This window comes from Peribacillus sp. NPDC096622 (assembly GCF_044762665.1).
In the GTDB taxonomy this organism is placed as follows: domain Bacteria; phylum Bacillota; class Bacilli; order Bacillales; family DSM-1321; genus Peribacillus; species Peribacillus frigoritolerans_B.
In genome coordinates, this window is record NZ_JBIWES010000015.1 from 15,209 (window position 1) to 30,237 (window position 15,029).

The following is a 15,029-nucleotide window of genomic DNA, read 5'->3' on the forward strand; positions in this document are numbered from 1 at the left end:
AGAGGTAAATGCTTTTAAAAAGTTTACTAGCACTGTAAGTAAAATAGCAATTTTCCCTTATTGGAAAAAATAACCTCATTGTTAAATTATTGTTATTACCTTATAATTTTCTAGAAACATATGAAATGTTATGAATAGGAGAAAAGTATGAAAAAACTGTGGACCATTTTAGTTTCATTTACGTTGTTAATTAGCTTATTCCCCCAATTAGCATCGGCAGCATCAAGCAAAAATTTTGAGCAAGAACTTTCAAAGTATTTAAAAGAGGTAAGCCTTGTCAGGGGGTTTGAAGTGACGAAGGATGATATTGAAACATCACTTTCTTTTTACGATGAAAGTATTGAGAACTTTGAATCTATTGGTGATCTAAAAGAAGCCTTGGGCGAAGTTATTAAAGCTGATTTAAGTAATTTAGATGCCATTTATGATGATTATAATCTAACTAATGAGAGCCTAATTAATCTATTACACGAAAATGGCGAAGAACTAGACGATTATATCTTTATCTGGGACCTCGATGAAGCTGTATATTTCTATACAGAAGAGGGTGATTTTGAACGCGATCCAAACTTTGACAAAGAATTAGTCAATTATTTAGCCAAGGTTAGCAAGGAAAGAGGCTTCCAAGTAACGAAAGAAGATATCGAAGCGTCATTGGAACTCTATGATTTAAGTACGGAAGAATTTGAATCTGTCGAAGAGCTTAGCGAATTTCTAGGTGACGTCATAAAGGCAGATCTAAGCAACTTAGATTATTTTAATGAGAATTATGGATTGGATAAACAAGCATTGCTTCAAATGTTAGAAGAAAATGGTGAAAATATTAATGATTATATATACATAGATAATCTTGAAGAAACTGTTTGGAACCTTACTGGTGGCGGGATGGATGGCGAAGTTGCCGAAGATCTTCTTCCTATTTTCGAGCAAGAACTCGGTCTAACGGAAGAGGAACTACAGCGGCTTGAAGACCACTTGATGTCTTTGGAAGACCATCTTTCCAGCCCGGAAACAGTCAAGCAACTTGAAGAATTGGGCAATCGCATGATGGCTTTCGAGGAATTTGATGTAGCAACCGAGCTTACAGCTGAACAGATAGCTGAAATGGCCTCAATCTATGAAGAATTACTTTCCATCTTTAAGCTCAATGTTTCCTATTCCCTTGTGAAAAGTGGCTCGGAATCACCTGTATCCCTTTTGGATTTAATGCAATTGGAAGAATTGAAGGGAGCTAACCTGAAAATAGCCATATTTAATACTGACGGGAAGTTCTTGGCTGATCTTTTAATAACAGGTGATATGGTCGATTCTGATACTCTTACTAATGCAGGCGGACAAATAAAGGAATCTGCTAAAGAGGTGCAAAAGAAGATTGAAAAGGCACCAGTTGCTAAACCAGTAAAACAAAAGATCAGTACTCAGACTAATTCAGAACATCAAACTGTAAAAGGGGCTAAACTACCAAATACCGCTTCCGATTATTTGCCCAGTGCCCTTTTAGGACTACTTCTTGTCTTGTTCGGAAGCTTGATGTATCGAAAAATCAGGAAAGCTTAATATGAAACAATTAAAGAAAAAGCGGTTACTGTTGCTTTCTTGTACAATTGCCATCATTTTATTTGGGGTTTGGTTTTCAACATCCAATATGTATAAGTTTGCAAAAGGCTACTTTCTTTACAAGACACATTCTCCAAGCAGCCAAGTGAATGAAACTGTAAAGAAACCACCAAGTGATGAGCCACCAAGTAATAAAACAACAAAGAAAGAACTATATCCTGTCCGCCCAAAAACGGGTGAAGAAATCGGGGAGCTTTATATACCCAAACTAAAAACAAAACTCCCTATTTTCCATGGCACAAACGAGGATGAATTGGAAAAAGGCGTTGGTCACTTTGCGGGAAGTGTGCTACCTGGTGAAAATGACAATTCCGTTCTTTCCGGTCATAGAGATACGGTATTCCGTAAACTCGGGCAAGTTGGAGAAGGAGATTTGTTGATAGTAAGAACATCGGCAGGAGAGTTCACATACAAAGTCAACAAAGTTCGAATAGTGGATGAGGATGATCGAACAGTAATCGTACCAAAGCCACGGGCAACGCTAACCGTCAGTACCTGTTACCCTTTTGATTATATTGGGTCAGCACCTGAACGCTATATACTTGTCGCGTATTTGACTTCAAAAACAGTAAGTTAATCCAATGTACTTAAACAAGAGTCCCAATAAGGAAACCCTATTGGGACTCTTATAATTTTATTTCTTTTTAGAAAGGAAAGGCGAACTAGAAAAAACACCGATTTATTTATATTGTTAAACTATTTTTATTGCTTGAAGTGCCCGAGGCAGCGGATTTTAATATTTTATGATGGTAAATATAAGAGCCAGCTATCAATATATACCCGATAATGAAAATTAGCCATCCACTGGCAGGGTCGCCCACTGAAATGCTTGAATACATAGCCCCCGTCAAATCAAATACAAAACCGGCATAAGCCCATTCCTTGATTCTCGGAAAGCCTGGAATAAGTATTGCCACGACACCTAATAATTTGGCTATTCCAATAAAGGGTAGGAGGTAAGTAGGATAACCTAAATGATTAAATAAAGCGACAGCATCGGGAACAGACATTATATCCGGAATAGAACCCAAAACCATTAGTGCCACCAAAAGTCCTGTGAAAATCCAATATATAATTTTTATTTTTTTCATTTATTCTCATTCCCTCCCTTAGATTGACATTTTAATCATATTCCACTTTCCTTTTTTTAATGCATTCTAAAAAAAACTTGAACTTCAACAGTTGTGGGGCTTAAGAATAGCTTTACTGTAGGATAATATAAAGAACAGTTGTTTTTTGGAAAATATCCAGTTGATTTCAGAAATCCGTTCCCTTTCCAATACCAATAGCAATGATGTACTGTTGACCGAGACATCGCACCTGAAGGAAACATATTGAAAGAAACAAATGAAAATCTTGATGTAATCGTTAGCATGATTCAAGAATATATGAAAACAAGTAACGTAAAGTTATTGTGGAACACAGCTAATATGTTTACAAATCCTCGCTTCGTTCACGGTGCAGCAACTTCTTGTAATGCAGATGTATTTGCTTATGCAGCAGCCTAAGTAAAGAAAGGACTCGAAACGGCAAAAGAGTTAGGAGCAGAAAACTATGTGTTCTGGGGCGGCCGTGAAGGCTAAGAAACACTGCTCAATACAAATTTAAAGTTAGAGTTAGATAACTTGGCCAGATTTATGCATATGGCTGTAGATTATGCTAAGGAAATTGGATTTAAAGGTCAATTCTTAATTGAGCCAAAACCAAAGGAACCAACAACGCATCAGTATGACACCGATGCAGCTACGACCATTTCGTTCCTAAGACAATACGGATTAGATAACCATTTTAAATTAAATCTTGAAGCTAACCATGCTACTTTAGCTGGGCATACGTTTGAACATGAATTACGCGTAGCCAGAGTTCAAGGCTTCTTGGGATCAGTGGATGCAAACCAAGGTGATCCTCTTTTAGGATGGGATACCGATGAGTTCCCAACAGATCTATATTCTACAACTTTAGCAATGTATGAGATCCTATATGGCACTCATTATGATCGGCAGATGAACTAAACCGTTTAGTGGTGTTAGCCAATCAATGATGGTTGAAGTGAAAGCTAACCCAAGGATGGCATTAAAGAAATAAGACTTATCGTATAGAAGAGATAAAAGGTATATGGGAATATTGATCATGATCATGGTATGTCCAACCTGGATTCCCCACACATATTTGATTAATAAACTTATGCCAAATATCCCGCCATTTATTAGATGAATGGGGATAATAAATAAGTTAAGACCTACTCCAATGCAAAAACTTCAAAAAAGCAGAGTAACAAACTTTTTCATAAAAGCATTCCCCTTGTCCAAATCATTATTTTAAAATATATGAGAGGAATGCAAATATATACTTAGCTGATTGAAAATTACGCTATTGTTTATTGTTGACTTTGTTCTTCAGAAGGTATTCCTAAATTTACGCTGGATCAAAATAAAGGCCGTCCCCTTGAGGCAGTAATGTAATTAGTGCAAAAAAAAGAGACTCTAAAAGAGTCTCTTTTGCCTTGTTCCATGGGGCAAGGCAGTTTAATGATATAAGAATTTTTCACCTTGGAAAATAGGTTGATTTTAGCCTTGGTTATTCAAAGTGCTTTTTTTTGTTAGGCGATTTGTAATGGTATCTTCTTGGGGTGAAGTTTGCCGTATATAAAAGGCCAGTATGAATGCAACTACGGTCAAACCTGTTGCGATCATGAATGCATCATCCACTCCCATTACGCTGCCTTGTTTAATGGCCATGGCCATTTGTGATGCATTATCTGGGGATATGTTCCTTTGAGATAAGATTTCCTGTACATGTTTCGTTCCCTGGTTTGACATGATGGACACAAAGAATGCCATGCCAACAGCACCTGCCACCATTCTCAATGTATTGACCATTGCTGTTCCATATTTATTTAGGCTAAGTGCCAATTCATTTAATCCGGCAGTGAAGATAGGCATCATCAGTATCGACATTCCGAACATTCTAATGGTATATACCCACACCACATAAGAATATGACGTATCTGTTTGAAGTCGCGTTAAAAGATAGGTTGTAATGATAGTGATGGCAAGCCCGCTCACTGCAAGCCATCTCGCACCAAATCGATCAAACAGCTTACCTGTGATAGGAGACATGATCCCCATTAAAATCCCGCCAGGCAATAGCATGAGACCGGATTCCATCGGAGTGAACCCACGGATATTCTGCATATAGATTGGCATGATGATCATTCCGGAGAACATACCCATAGTTGCGATGATGTTGATGATTGTCGTTAAAGTGAACATCCGATACCGGAAGATTCTAAATTCCAAAATAGGATGAGATACAGTGAATTGCCTCCAGACAAATAAAACTAAACTGATTCCTCCGATAAGGAACATCGTCAGTACTTCGGGACTGGCCCAGCCCTTGGTGCCGCCTGTAGCAAATCCATATAGAACTCCGCCGAATCCGATAGTGGATAGAATTACACCCAGTTTATCGAGTTTAGGCCGGCTGGTTTTCCCTACTTTTTTAATGATGAAAATGGCAAAGATGAAGTCAAGCAGGGCGAATGGGAAAATGATGAAAAACAGAACCCGCCATGAATAGTTTTGGATGATCCATCCTGATAATGTCGGTCCTACAGCTGGGGCAAAATTCATCGCGATTCCAAATATGCCCATTGCGAAACCTCGTCTGTTGGGCGGAAATAAAGTGAAAATTACATTTGTAATCAACGGGAATAAAATCCCCGCACCTGCAGCTTGAACCACACGTCCGATCAATAAGACGGAGAAGCTGGGGGCAATTCCACATAAAAAAGTTCCTAATGCAAAGAGTCCCATCGAAGCAAGATATAATTGTCTTGTATTGAATCGTTCCATTAAGAAAGCGGTAATCGGGATGACAATCCCATTGACCAATAAGAAGATTGTAGTAAGCCAATTAGCTGTTGCAGCTGATATGTCAAAGTGAGTCATTAATTGAGGTAATGCGATATTGATTAAAGTCTGATTTAAGAAAGCGACTAGAGCACCAGCCAGCATCACCGCAAACATGGGGCCTGTACGAATTTTAGTGATGGCTGTTTTGTCGTGATTCATTATTATGGCACGTCCTTTCCGCTAGGATAGTACAAATTGTACTGTCTGCTATTTTTAAAAGTTATAGAAACTAATTCGTCTCACGAAGTATTAGTGTAACCAACCTATATTTTCCAATAAAATACACCATTTAAGGAGATTCATCTCAATTTACGGCTTTTTTGAGGTGTTTATTCTTTATTAACCACTCACTTGACAATATTTCAGGATACATTCTCTTGGAAATCCCCCAGGTTAACATCCATTCTACAGGTATATCATATTTCAAACAATAATCACCAATATAATACTTGCAATGAACCAGAGAAATTTTTTGCACTAGGATAAATACTTTAACATTCTACCATTCGTATTCACTAAAAAATAGTTAATTGATAAAAAGGTGTGATGAACAATAAAAGCATGCCTTTTCCGTATTTTGCGAATTATTATTTTTTAAATATTCAAAATAATAATTGCAATCATTGTATTGGTTAATTATAATACAAAACATAACAAATAAAAAGTCGTTTTGAGGGGGTGAAAGAATTGAATATTGCAGGGATGAATATCACTTTTAGGCATTTCCCTTTTCATTATTTTTTGGATTGCATGGACAACCTTGGGATTAAAAGCATTGAATTATGGGGTGGGGAGCCGCATTTGTATGTTTATCGCAACATACTAGGAAATATAAGGAGTTTGAGAAGGGAAATTAAATCTAGAAATATGAAAATCATCTGCTATACTCCTGAACAATGTATTTATCCTTATAACATTGCATCCTCGGATGCTCATTGGCGAAAAAAAAGCATTGAATATTTTATGGAAAATCTATACGCCGCGCTGGAGTTTGACACAAACATGATGCTTATCACTTCTGGAATAGGGGACTTTTCAGTTTCACAAGAGGAATCATGGAAGTATGCAAGTGACTCAATCTTTCAATTAACCAAAGTAGCTGAGAATGAAGGTTTGATTCTTGCTTTAGAGCCATTGACAAAATATGAATCCAATCTAGTAATTGACTCTAAGGGGCTAAAGAAAATGTTAGAGGAAATCCAATCTCCTTCGCTAAAAGGAATGATAGATACAGTTTCCATGCAACTGGCAGGTGAAACACTTGATGAGTACTTTTCCTTTCTTCCCGAATTAAGTCATTTTCACCTAATGGATGGAGATGGTCAATCAGATACGCATTTGGCACTAGATGATGGTGTTTTAAATTGGAGAGAATATTTAAAAAGCCTTCAAAGCCATCGTTACAAAGGGAGTTGTACTCTAGAGATTATGGGATCGAATTATTATCAAAATCCAAGTGATGCAATCATGAAATCTATTGAAAAAGTAAGGGAATTGGGAATTTAATCATCTAATTTGGAGGAACTCTTTATGAGTAATGGCACACTTACACGAAAACTGGGTTTTTGGTCTGCTCTGGCTATTGCTGTTGGAACTACTATAGGGTCGGGTATTTTTGTCTCATCTGGTGATGTTGCAAGGGCTGCGGGTACTCCTTCCATTTCTATTCTAGCGTGGATAATAGGCGGGGTGATTGCCATACCGCAAGTAATGGTACTGGCGGAGTTATCGACGGCATACCCCCAAAATGGAAGCGGTTACGTTTATTTGAATAAAGCTGGGTGGAGGCCCTTGGCATTTTTATATGGATGGGCCACTTTCTGGGCTTTGGATCCTCCATCCATATCGATTATGGCTTTAGCGATTGTTTCTTATTTAGCAACCTTTTTCCCATTTTTCTCAGGAGTTGCCGGGAAATTATTGGGTATTGCGATCATCCTGCTCATCACATCGATTCATTATCGAAGTGTGAAAGAAGGAGGCCTTTTCCAAGTCATCATCACGGCTATCAAAATCATTCCTTTCCTGATTGTCATTGTGCTGGGAATAATGTATATGAACCCTGGTAACTTTGCTTATAATCCAGGACCTGGTGCCCAAAAGTCAAGTTTAATAGGCGGTGTATCTGCAACCACATGGGCATATACGGGGATGGCTGCGATTTGTTTCATGGCTGGGGAGTTCAAAAATCCAGGGAAAATACTTCCCCGAGCTCTTATTAGTTCGGTATTCATCGTGTTGGCTTTATATACGCTGCTAGCCATTTGTGTCATCGGCTTGATGCCATTTGAAGAATTAATCAACTCCAATGCGGCTGTTTCCGAAGCTGTAAAATATATTCCGGGATTATCGGAAATTGCATCATCATTTGTGGCCATTACAGCGATTATTGTTATCTTGGGTTCGCTGAGCTCTTGCATAATGTTTCAGCCACGCCTTGAATATGCAATGGCAAAGGATGGACTATTCTTTCAACGCTTTGCAAAAGTCCATCCTAAATATGAAACTCCAAGTTTCTCCATCATCGTTCAGGTAACGTATGCATGTATACTTGTGTGCTTCAGTAATTTAACAATGTTACTTGGCTATTTCACACTGATTCAATTGGTTATTAACATTATGGACTTTGCGGCAGTTTATAAATGCCGTAAAAGGGACGATTATAACCCAATCTATCGTATGCCAATGTGGAGATTAACGACGGTTTTAGCTATTCTTGGAGCATCATGGCTGGCTTGGGGAACATTTACTTGGGCGCCTATCCAAGGAGTGATTGCAGCATTGATCGTCATCGCAACAGGGCTGCCGGTTTACTATTATTGGGAAAGGAAATATGGATCCAAGAAAAATAACGACAGCGATATCGTGGCTTAGCAGAATGTTAAGGGAAGTCAGGCCTTCTTTTGACAAACACACAGAAAATTAAAGAATAAAACAATTGTACAAATTATTATGTTTAGATATAATACAAGGCATAACAAATAAACGAATATACAGGGAGGAAGATGTTGATGCTGAAGTTTGATGAAGAGTTATTTCTAAATCTTGTAGAAAAAGAGGGCCTTGCTTTTAGGAGCCAGATTGAAGAAATCGTAGATGGAATCACAAAAAGGGGTTTCAGCAATATTTTCCTGATCGGTGCTGGTGGCACGATAGCCATGATGTATCCTTATGAATACATTTTAAAATCGAATTCTAACATTGATGTCCATGCAGAAATTGCTGCTGAGTTCATGGTGATGAATCATAAGCATTTCAGCAAAGATTCAGTCTGTATTTTTACATCTGTATCCGGGACAACTCAAGAAACAGTTGCAGCGGCTGAGTATTGTAAAGAAAAAGGGGCCACTACAATCGCTTTAGTTGCTGAGCCAAATACTCCGTTAACACAAATTGCGGATTACTGTATAACGACAGGTTCTGAAACGCACTCTTTTGATACTTTCTTTATGCTTTTGTACATGGTCGTCTTCCGTTTCATGTATAACAACAATGAATTCCCGCAATATGAACAATTCACGAAGGAGGTTTCTCTACTTCCGCGTGCAATTCTAGATGCAGTTAAATCTTTTGACAAAAAAGCGGAGGAATTTGCCATTACACATAAAGACACGGATTACCACATGATGGTCGGTTCTGGTAACCTATGGGGAAATACTTATTCATATGCCATGTGCATTTTAGAGGAAATGCAATGGATTCAAGCGAAATCCATCCACGCTGCAGAGTTTTTCCATGGTACGCTTGAACTTGTTGTTGAAGATACCAGTGTTATTTTACTAAAAGGGGAAGATGAAACAAGACCGCTGATGGACCGTGTAGAGAGGTTTGTAGAAAAAATCTCTAAAAATGTAACGGTTATTGATACGAAAAGCTTTGAAATGGAAGGAATCAGCGAAGAATTCAGAAAGCACTTTTCTGTTAGCATCAACTGGTCAGTATTAAGTCGAATCAGCGTTTACCTTGAGCGTGAAAGAAATCATCCATTAACACTTAGAAGATACTATCGACAAATGGAATATTAAGATATGTGGAGCACTACTTGGTAGTGCTCATTTCTTAAGTTTAAAGAAAGCGGGGGAAAATGATGAGAACGATTACAGTCGGAGATAACTGTATGGATGTCTATCAAAAGAGCGGGGAGGTCTATCCTGGCGGTAATCCTTTAAATGTGGCTGTCTATTTAAAAGGGTTAGGTGCTGAATCTGCTTATATTGGCTGGGTGGGGTCCGATCAATACAGTGAAAAAATGGTTAAAGCGATTCAGGAAAAAGGTGTTGATATTTCTCATCTTTCGCGGAAAGAAGGAAAAACAGCTGTTACTTTTGTTGAAATGGTAGGAAATGACCGTAGGTTTGGAGAATACGACGAAGGTGTCATGAAACATTTCTGCTTAACGACGGAAGAACTCCATTACATTCAAACATATCAGCTCATACATTCAGGGATTTGGGGACATGCGGATAAGTACTATTCCTTTTTTAAAGAAAATGGAATGCTCACGTCATTTGATTTCTCAGATCAGCTAGATCACGATCTAGTGAAGACTTTACCGCAGTTTGTTGATTATCCTTTTTTCTCTTATACGAAGGATGATGCTTTTATCCGCGAATTTTTAAAGGATGTAAAAAATCAAGGATCTAAAATTGCTGTCGCCACTTTAGGTGAAAATGGTTCACTTGCCTATGACGGCATTCAATTTTATCAATGCGGTGTCGTTGAAGCGAATGTGGTGGATACTATGGGTGCGGGGGATTCCTTCATTTCCGGTTTTATTTATGGATTATTGAAAGGCCAATCCATCGGTAATTGCTTAGAATTGGGCACAGAGTCTGCTGCGAAAACAATTAGCTATTTTGGTGCGTGGTGACTGGGACTGTAAATAATGTATAATAGGTAGTAAATAATAAATTTGACGGATAAGGATGAATCTAATATGAATTTAAATCCTTCAACCCCCCAGCCACTATATATGCAAATAAGGCAAATGTTGAAGAATGATATTCAGAACGGTAAATACAAACCAGATGAACAGATCCCAACCGAAGCGGAGCTTTGTGAAACTTATAACGTTAGCCGCATTACCATACGAAAAGCAATAGAGGAATTGGTGAAGGAAGGAACACTGACACGTATTCCGCGCAGGGGTACCTTTGTTGCATCTAATAAGTTTCATAATGAGTTGTTATCCATAAGTGGATTCTCAGAGTTTAGTCATCAGCTTGGGAAGATACCGAATTCCCGGATTTTAAGGAGTGAGGTCATAGCCGCACCAAAAGATGTTGCAGGTCATCTCCTCATTGAAGAAGGAAGCCCCGTTCTCGAACTTGAGCGACTCATGTATGTAGATGAGCGTCCGCTTTTCTACGATACCGCTCATTATTCGTTACTTCGTTTTCCGGATTTAGAAAAGAAGATTGCAAGGGATGAATCAACTTATAAGATCCTTTTGGAAGATTACCATACCGAAATAGTCAGTAACGATAAAATTATAGACGTGATTGGTGCTACAAAAATCTATGCTAAATATTTAGAATGCGATATTGGCGCAAATTTATTTAGAATAGTGAAGATTGCTTTCGATGCAAACGACCAACCTGTGCATCTCTCAACTTTCATGTGTGAAACGAACAAGGTCAATCTGACTGTTCATCGGGCAAAATAGGTCATGCCAATAATTTGGCATGACCTATTTAAACATCTAGTTTTGATTTTGGTGGATTACTCCTTTAACTTTCCTCATCCAAACTTTCTTCTTTGATCATCGAACTTAAAATATCCTTACAATTAAAACATAAGATATTCTTGTTATCTAAAAGAATACCGTTCAGAAAACCAGCCGTACAATACACATCATGTGCACAGCGAACACAAGAGCCAACTAGTTCATCCATCGATACATCCCCCTATTCAGGAAATGGTATATAGCTTGGTGTTTTATTTTGTATATAGGTAAAGGCCAAAATCTTGCATAACGGAAGTGTGCCCCATTTGCCGTAACATGGTAGCTATATTGCCACGATGATATGATCCGTGAGTGACAACGTGTAATACCGATTCGGAAATGGTAGTTTCAAGCAATCCGGCATATGGGTTATCCACAACAATTACCTTTTCCAAATCCTCTGTACTCAGAAGTGCTTTGTTTCTTTCGTACAAGTCCATAAATATTTTTTTCATTTCCTCAATACTTTTCTTTTCCACATCTTCTTTTAATTGATTAGAAGATGCCATTGCTTCCTTCATACTTTTACCTGAGATAATATCAAACCACGCGTAATCTGTGAGATAAATGTGAGACAACACTTTTGATACCGACGAAAAACCACTCTGAATTTCCTTATGGTAAATGTGTTCTGGAAGTTCATATAACCGATCGATAATGACTCCATTTGCCCACGCGTGATAGTTATACAATTCTAATAATGGCTCGGGGTGATTCATTAAAAAAACCTCCATATACACTAGTTTTTTCGTATTGAACAATTATGCAGTAAGAACAAAAGTATTCAGGTGAATTCAATACAGTATATTCATTAATATGTTGTTCTCTAATTTATATAACAATTCCTCCTAATGATTCTAACGGTATATGTGCCCCTCAAATGTAATATATATAAATAAGGGGTTTTGAGATAATACGAACAGCGAACAATCTGATTATAAAATGAATAGATAGTGGAGCATCACATATAGGCATTTTTTCTTGCAGGAAAATAGCTCCCTATATCGAACTGATAGTAAAGGAGATGGTAATATGAATCTGAGGATCAAATATAGGCTTTATATCCATGTAGACGGAAAACTTATTCCAGAACAGTATGACCGATACGAGATACTAAACGTCAGAGAAGGTATAGATCCAAATGATACTAAGGATTACCAAGAGCTTATTAAAAAATTGAGTAAGTCGATTAATCGTCCCTTAAATGAATTTGAAATAAAAAACTATGAAACAATGTAAGTGCACCCCTTCTGGAGGGAAACGAATATTTCGTTTTCAATTTTTTCTCATTCATTAGAACGAAATTCTTAAAGTTTAAAAGTGTAAAAAATAACAGAAACGCGTTTATATACTGTAGCATGCTATATGAGCCTCCTCCTTATATTAGTAAATGTAAATATAAGGAGAGAGGACATTTAAGATCATGCGCAGAATCAGTAGTCTTTTTAGTAGGCTGGACTATAGAAAATGGGTATAAATAATCATGGGGGATCTTTGTCTACCAAACGCCTTTTAAATGTTTTTCGAATCAAATGTTTAGCAATATTGTTTAGCACCGTTTAATCTAAAACCTCCAAGGTGATCAGTCCAATTTTTCTAACCTTTACTAGTAGATTTTTGCGAACGGTCGGAAGTGTCTTGGTTGGGTATATTTTGATAAAGACCACGATAGAATATGTAATCAATACAACATCTCCAATTAGCTGCGGTGCTATAGGAATTTCAGCCCTTATCTTGGTAGTTGCCAAGGGAGATGCAATTATGATTGAAGTGCTTGGTGAATAAATGCGAATTAAGCGCTCCATTTTTGGGAGCGCTTAATTCGCGTTTTTTCATTAAAGTCATCATCTTGAACAATAATTTAGTCAAAATTATTGATTGATCTGGAATTTTTGGTTTTTTAAATAGTCGTTGAATCTACTTCACCCTGATGTATAGCATCATATTTCTTTGAAATTTTGCAATAAAAATGCCTTTATTATCCTTGACTTTGAAATATTTATTTCATATTATTGTTTATAATGAAATGAATATTTAAATCCAATCTTTGTATAACTTTATTGGATTAAAAAACACATATAAACGTGGGGTGATTATGGGGTTACTTTTTGAGGGGTTAGCTGTTAATGATCATATAAACATTGCAGTTCTGGATGAATTAGCGAAAGCAGAAGTCGTGGTTATTTATTTTGTATGAAGGAAATGGAATTAAAGTTACTGGAAAGTATGTTTTTGGCCGAGGCATTTTCATTTGTATACCTTATCTGGCCCTCATCTTCTTAAATTATGGTTGTTTAATCAATATTATTTAAATGAAAATAATAATTTTTTAAAGGGGAAATCAATTATGATCCTGCAAAACAACTCTTTATTATCAGAAAACACAAATAAATCGGCTGAACTATTTGAAAAAGCCTGTGAAGTGATTCCAGGCGGTGTTACAGCACATATTAAATACTTCCCGCCACATCCACTAATGATGGAAAAAGGAAAAGGCAGTAAGTTATATGATGTAGATGGTAATGAATATATCGATTATTTATTATGTTATGGAGCCCTTATTTTAGGTCATGGTCATCAACAGGTATTTGATGCTGTGACAAAACAAATGATGGAGTCTGGAACTACCATATTCGGTACGCCCCACAAGATGGAAACAACAATGGCGGAAAAATTGGTAGAGTTATATCCTGGTATTGAAATGGTTCGTTATACGAATTCGGGCTTAGAAGCTACACTTCTTGCGATTCGTACCGCGGTGGCTTATACCGGAAAACCGAAATTGGCGAAGTTTGAAGGACATTATCATGGAGGATATGATCAAGTATTGGTGAGTGTTAACCCTGATATGGATCAAGCAGGAAACGCAACAGCTCCAAAAGCGGTAGGAGAATCAAGAGGAATGCCAGATTACTATATTGAAAATACCATCATTCTTCCATTCAATGATTTAGAATCCACCGAAAAGATTTTACGTGCCCATGCTCATGAATTAGCAGGTGTTATTTTAGAGCCAATTCAAGGAGGGTTCATTCCTGCTGAACAAGAATTTATGGAAGGACTTCGAAGAATAACAGAAGAACTTAAGATAGTGCTTATTTTCGATGAAGTAAAAACAGGATTCAGGATATCAATTGGGGGAGCTCAAAAAGTATATGGCATTAAACCGGATATTACTACCTTAGGAAAAGTACTGGGCGGCGGATTCCCAGTAGGGGCAATCGGCGGTAAAAAAGAAATAATGATGATTACCTCAGCTAGAGGCGGAAGGGATATTTTGACAGCTGGAGCAGATAATGCAAATAAACAAAATCCTTTATATCACAGTGGAACATACAATGGTCATCCAACCATATTGGCTGCCGGTTTAGCAACTATTGACTTATTAGAACAAGAAGGAACAATGGAAGATTTATTTGCTAAGACGCAATCTTTACGTAAGGAACTTGAGAGTGTGTATGAAAAACATGGCTTAAACATGCAAACGGTCGGTATGGGAAGTATCTTTAACATTATCTTAGCCGAAGGTCCGATTAAAAATTATCGTGATATGAGCAGGGCAAATACGAAATCAAGGAAAGAAATTGACTATGAGTTATTAAAATTAGGTATTTATACAAAGCCGCTTAATCGTTATTCGATGTCTGTTGTACACACGGATGAAGATATACGTCGAACTGTGGAAGCACATGACGAAGCTATTGGGCGGATCCTGAAATAATTCAGTTTAGCTAAGTCCTAGATGAAAAGTGAATTATACAAGGCCTGATCAA

15 protein-coding genes and 1 pseudogene are annotated in these 15,029 nt (G+C 37.4%); 11 read left to right on the forward strand and 5 right to left on the reverse strand.

The window, feature by feature from the left end; all coding sequences use genetic code 11:
* Positions 1–147 precede the first annotated feature (147 nt).
* Together ACIQYG_RS21455 and ACIQYG_RS21460 are read left to right on the forward strand one after the other, a co-directional pair.
* Positions 148–1,557, forward strand: a complete 1,410-nt coding sequence (locus ACIQYG_RS21455; RefSeq protein WP_402842205.1) for a processed acidic surface protein — start codon at positions 148–150, stop codon at positions 1,555–1,557.
* A 1-nt stretch (position 1,558) separates the two neighbouring features.
* A complete protein-coding gene (locus ACIQYG_RS21460) occupies positions 1,559–2,194 on the forward strand; it encodes a class D sortase (protein ID WP_402842207.1) in 636 nt (211 codons plus the stop codon).
* Positions 2,195–2,300: 106 nt separating this feature from the next.
* Here ACIQYG_RS21460 and ACIQYG_RS21465 read toward each other — a convergent pair whose 3' ends face one another.
* Positions 2,301–2,708, reverse strand: coding sequence for a DoxX family protein (locus ACIQYG_RS21465; protein WP_402842210.1), 408 nt, complete (start codon positions 2,706–2,708; stop codon positions 2,301–2,303).
* A gap of 213 nt (positions 2,709–2,921) precedes the next feature.
* On the opposite strand from ACIQYG_RS21465, the pseudogene ACIQYG_RS21470 reads away from it, so the two are divergent.
* A pseudogene (locus ACIQYG_RS21470) lies at positions 2,922–3,596 on the forward strand (apurinic/apyrimidinic endonuclease family protein); the annotation flags it as partial.
* Here the strand turns inward: ACIQYG_RS21470 and ACIQYG_RS21475 are convergent.
* Positions 3,594–3,866 (reverse strand): YitT family protein, encoded by a 273-nt coding sequence (locus tag ACIQYG_RS21475; RefSeq protein ID WP_402842356.1) that lies wholly within the window; start codon positions 3,864–3,866, stop codon positions 3,594–3,596. The pseudogene ACIQYG_RS21470 and the gene ACIQYG_RS21475 overlap by 3 nt on opposite strands.
* A 318-nt stretch (positions 3,867–4,184) precedes the next feature.
* Positions 4,185–5,690, reverse strand: coding sequence for a DHA2 family efflux MFS transporter permease subunit (locus ACIQYG_RS21480; RefSeq protein WP_402842213.1), 1,506 nt, complete (start codon positions 5,688–5,690; stop codon positions 4,185–4,187).
* Positions 5,691–6,218: 528 nt separating this feature from the next.
* Here ACIQYG_RS21480 and ACIQYG_RS21485 point away from each other — a divergent pair.
* The 5 genes from ACIQYG_RS21485 to ACIQYG_RS21505 all read left to right on the forward strand — a co-directional run bounded on the left by ACIQYG_RS21485 (position 6,219) and on the right by ACIQYG_RS21505 (position 11,196).
* The gene (locus ACIQYG_RS21485) at positions 6,219–7,037 is read left to right on the forward strand and encodes a TIM barrel protein (protein WP_402842216.1); all 819 of its coding nucleotides are present in this window, start codon (positions 6,219–6,221) and stop codon (positions 7,035–7,037) included.
* A gap of 24 nt (positions 7,038–7,061) precedes the next feature.
* Positions 7,062–8,405 (forward strand): amino acid permease, encoded by a 1,344-nt coding sequence (locus ACIQYG_RS21490; RefSeq protein ID WP_402842219.1) that lies wholly within the window; start codon positions 7,062–7,064, stop codon positions 8,403–8,405.
* Positions 8,406–8,542: 137 nt separating this feature from the next.
* Entirely contained in the window at positions 8,543–9,556 is a 1,014-nt protein-coding gene (locus ACIQYG_RS21495) for an SIS domain-containing protein (protein ID WP_402842222.1), read from the forward strand.
* Between the two features lie 62 nt (positions 9,557–9,618).
* Positions 9,619–10,401, forward strand: coding sequence for a fructoselysine 6-kinase (gene frlD, locus ACIQYG_RS21500; protein WP_402842359.1), 783 nt, complete (start codon positions 9,619–9,621; stop codon positions 10,399–10,401).
* Between the two features lie 66 nt (positions 10,402–10,467).
* Complete coding sequence (locus ACIQYG_RS21505) at positions 10,468–11,196, forward strand: GntR family transcriptional regulator (RefSeq protein ID WP_101221531.1); 729 nt, start codon at positions 10,468–10,470, stop codon at positions 11,194–11,196.
* Positions 11,197–11,260: 64 nt separating this feature from the next.
* Here the strand turns inward: ACIQYG_RS21505 and ACIQYG_RS21510 are convergent, their stop codons facing one another.
* Entirely contained in the window at positions 11,261–11,425 is a 165-nt protein-coding gene (locus ACIQYG_RS21510) for a hypothetical protein (protein ID WP_402842227.1), read from the reverse strand.
* A 43-nt stretch (positions 11,426–11,468) separates the two neighbouring features.
* Positions 11,469–11,975: a DinB family protein gene (locus ACIQYG_RS21515; RefSeq protein WP_402842230.1), complete on the reverse strand. Its 507-nt coding sequence runs from the start codon at positions 11,973–11,975 to the stop codon at positions 11,469–11,471.
* Between the two features lie 313 nt (positions 11,976–12,288).
* Between ACIQYG_RS21515 and ACIQYG_RS21520 the strand changes: the two genes are divergently transcribed.
* From ACIQYG_RS21520 to ACIQYG_RS21530, 3 genes are all read left to right on the forward strand, one after another.
* Entirely contained in the window at positions 12,289–12,495 is a 207-nt protein-coding gene (locus tag ACIQYG_RS21520) for a hypothetical protein (RefSeq protein WP_053534520.1), read from the forward strand.
* A gap of 414 nt (positions 12,496–12,909) precedes the next feature.
* On the forward strand, positions 12,910–13,041 hold the full coding sequence (locus ACIQYG_RS21525; RefSeq protein WP_402842233.1) for a hypothetical protein: 132 nt from the start codon (positions 12,910–12,912) through the stop codon (positions 13,039–13,041).
* A gap of 562 nt (positions 13,042–13,603) precedes the next feature.
* Positions 13,604–14,977, forward strand: a complete 1,374-nt coding sequence (locus ACIQYG_RS21530) for an aspartate aminotransferase family protein (RefSeq protein ID WP_402842235.1) — start codon at positions 13,604–13,606, stop codon at positions 14,975–14,977.
* Positions 14,978–15,029 lie beyond the last annotated feature (52 nt).

Bases quoted from the DNA above. Each gene is read 5' to 3' on its own strand.
- ACIQYG_RS21455 (WP_402842205.1), top strand. From the start codon at position 148: ATGAAAAAACTGTGGACCATTTTAGTTTCATTTACGTTGTTAATTAGC.
- ACIQYG_RS21460 (WP_402842207.1), top strand. From the start codon at position 1,559: ATGAAACAATTAAAGAAAAAGCGGTTACTGTTGCTTTCTTGTACAATT.
- ACIQYG_RS21465 (WP_402842210.1), bottom strand. From the start codon at position 2,708: ATGAAAAAAATAAAAATTATATATTGGATTTTCACAGGACTTTTGGTG.
- ACIQYG_RS21480 (WP_402842213.1), bottom strand. From the start codon at position 5,690: ATGAATCACGACAAAACAGCCATCACTAAAATTCGTACAGGCCCCATG.
- ACIQYG_RS21490 (WP_402842219.1), top strand. From the start codon at position 7,062: ATGAGTAATGGCACACTTACACGAAAACTGGGTTTTTGGTCTGCTCTG.
- ACIQYG_RS21495 (WP_402842222.1), top strand. From the start codon at position 8,543: ATGCTGAAGTTTGATGAAGAGTTATTTCTAAATCTTGTAGAAAAAGAG.
- frlD (WP_402842359.1), top strand. From the start codon at position 9,619: ATGAGAACGATTACAGTCGGAGATAACTGTATGGATGTCTATCAAAAG.
- ACIQYG_RS21505 (WP_101221531.1), top strand. From the start codon at position 10,468: ATGAATTTAAATCCTTCAACCCCCCAGCCACTATATATGCAAATAAGG.
- ACIQYG_RS21510 (WP_402842227.1), bottom strand. From the start codon at position 11,425: ATGGATGAACTAGTTGGCTCTTGTGTTCGCTGTGCACATGATGTGTAT.
- ACIQYG_RS21515 (WP_402842230.1), bottom strand. From the start codon at position 11,975: ATGAATCACCCCGAGCCATTATTAGAATTGTATAACTATCACGCGTGG.
- ACIQYG_RS21520 (WP_053534520.1), top strand. From the start codon at position 12,289: ATGAATCTGAGGATCAAATATAGGCTTTATATCCATGTAGACGGAAAA.
- ACIQYG_RS21530 (WP_402842235.1), top strand. From the start codon at position 13,604: ATGATCCTGCAAAACAACTCTTTATTATCAGAAAACACAAATAAATCG.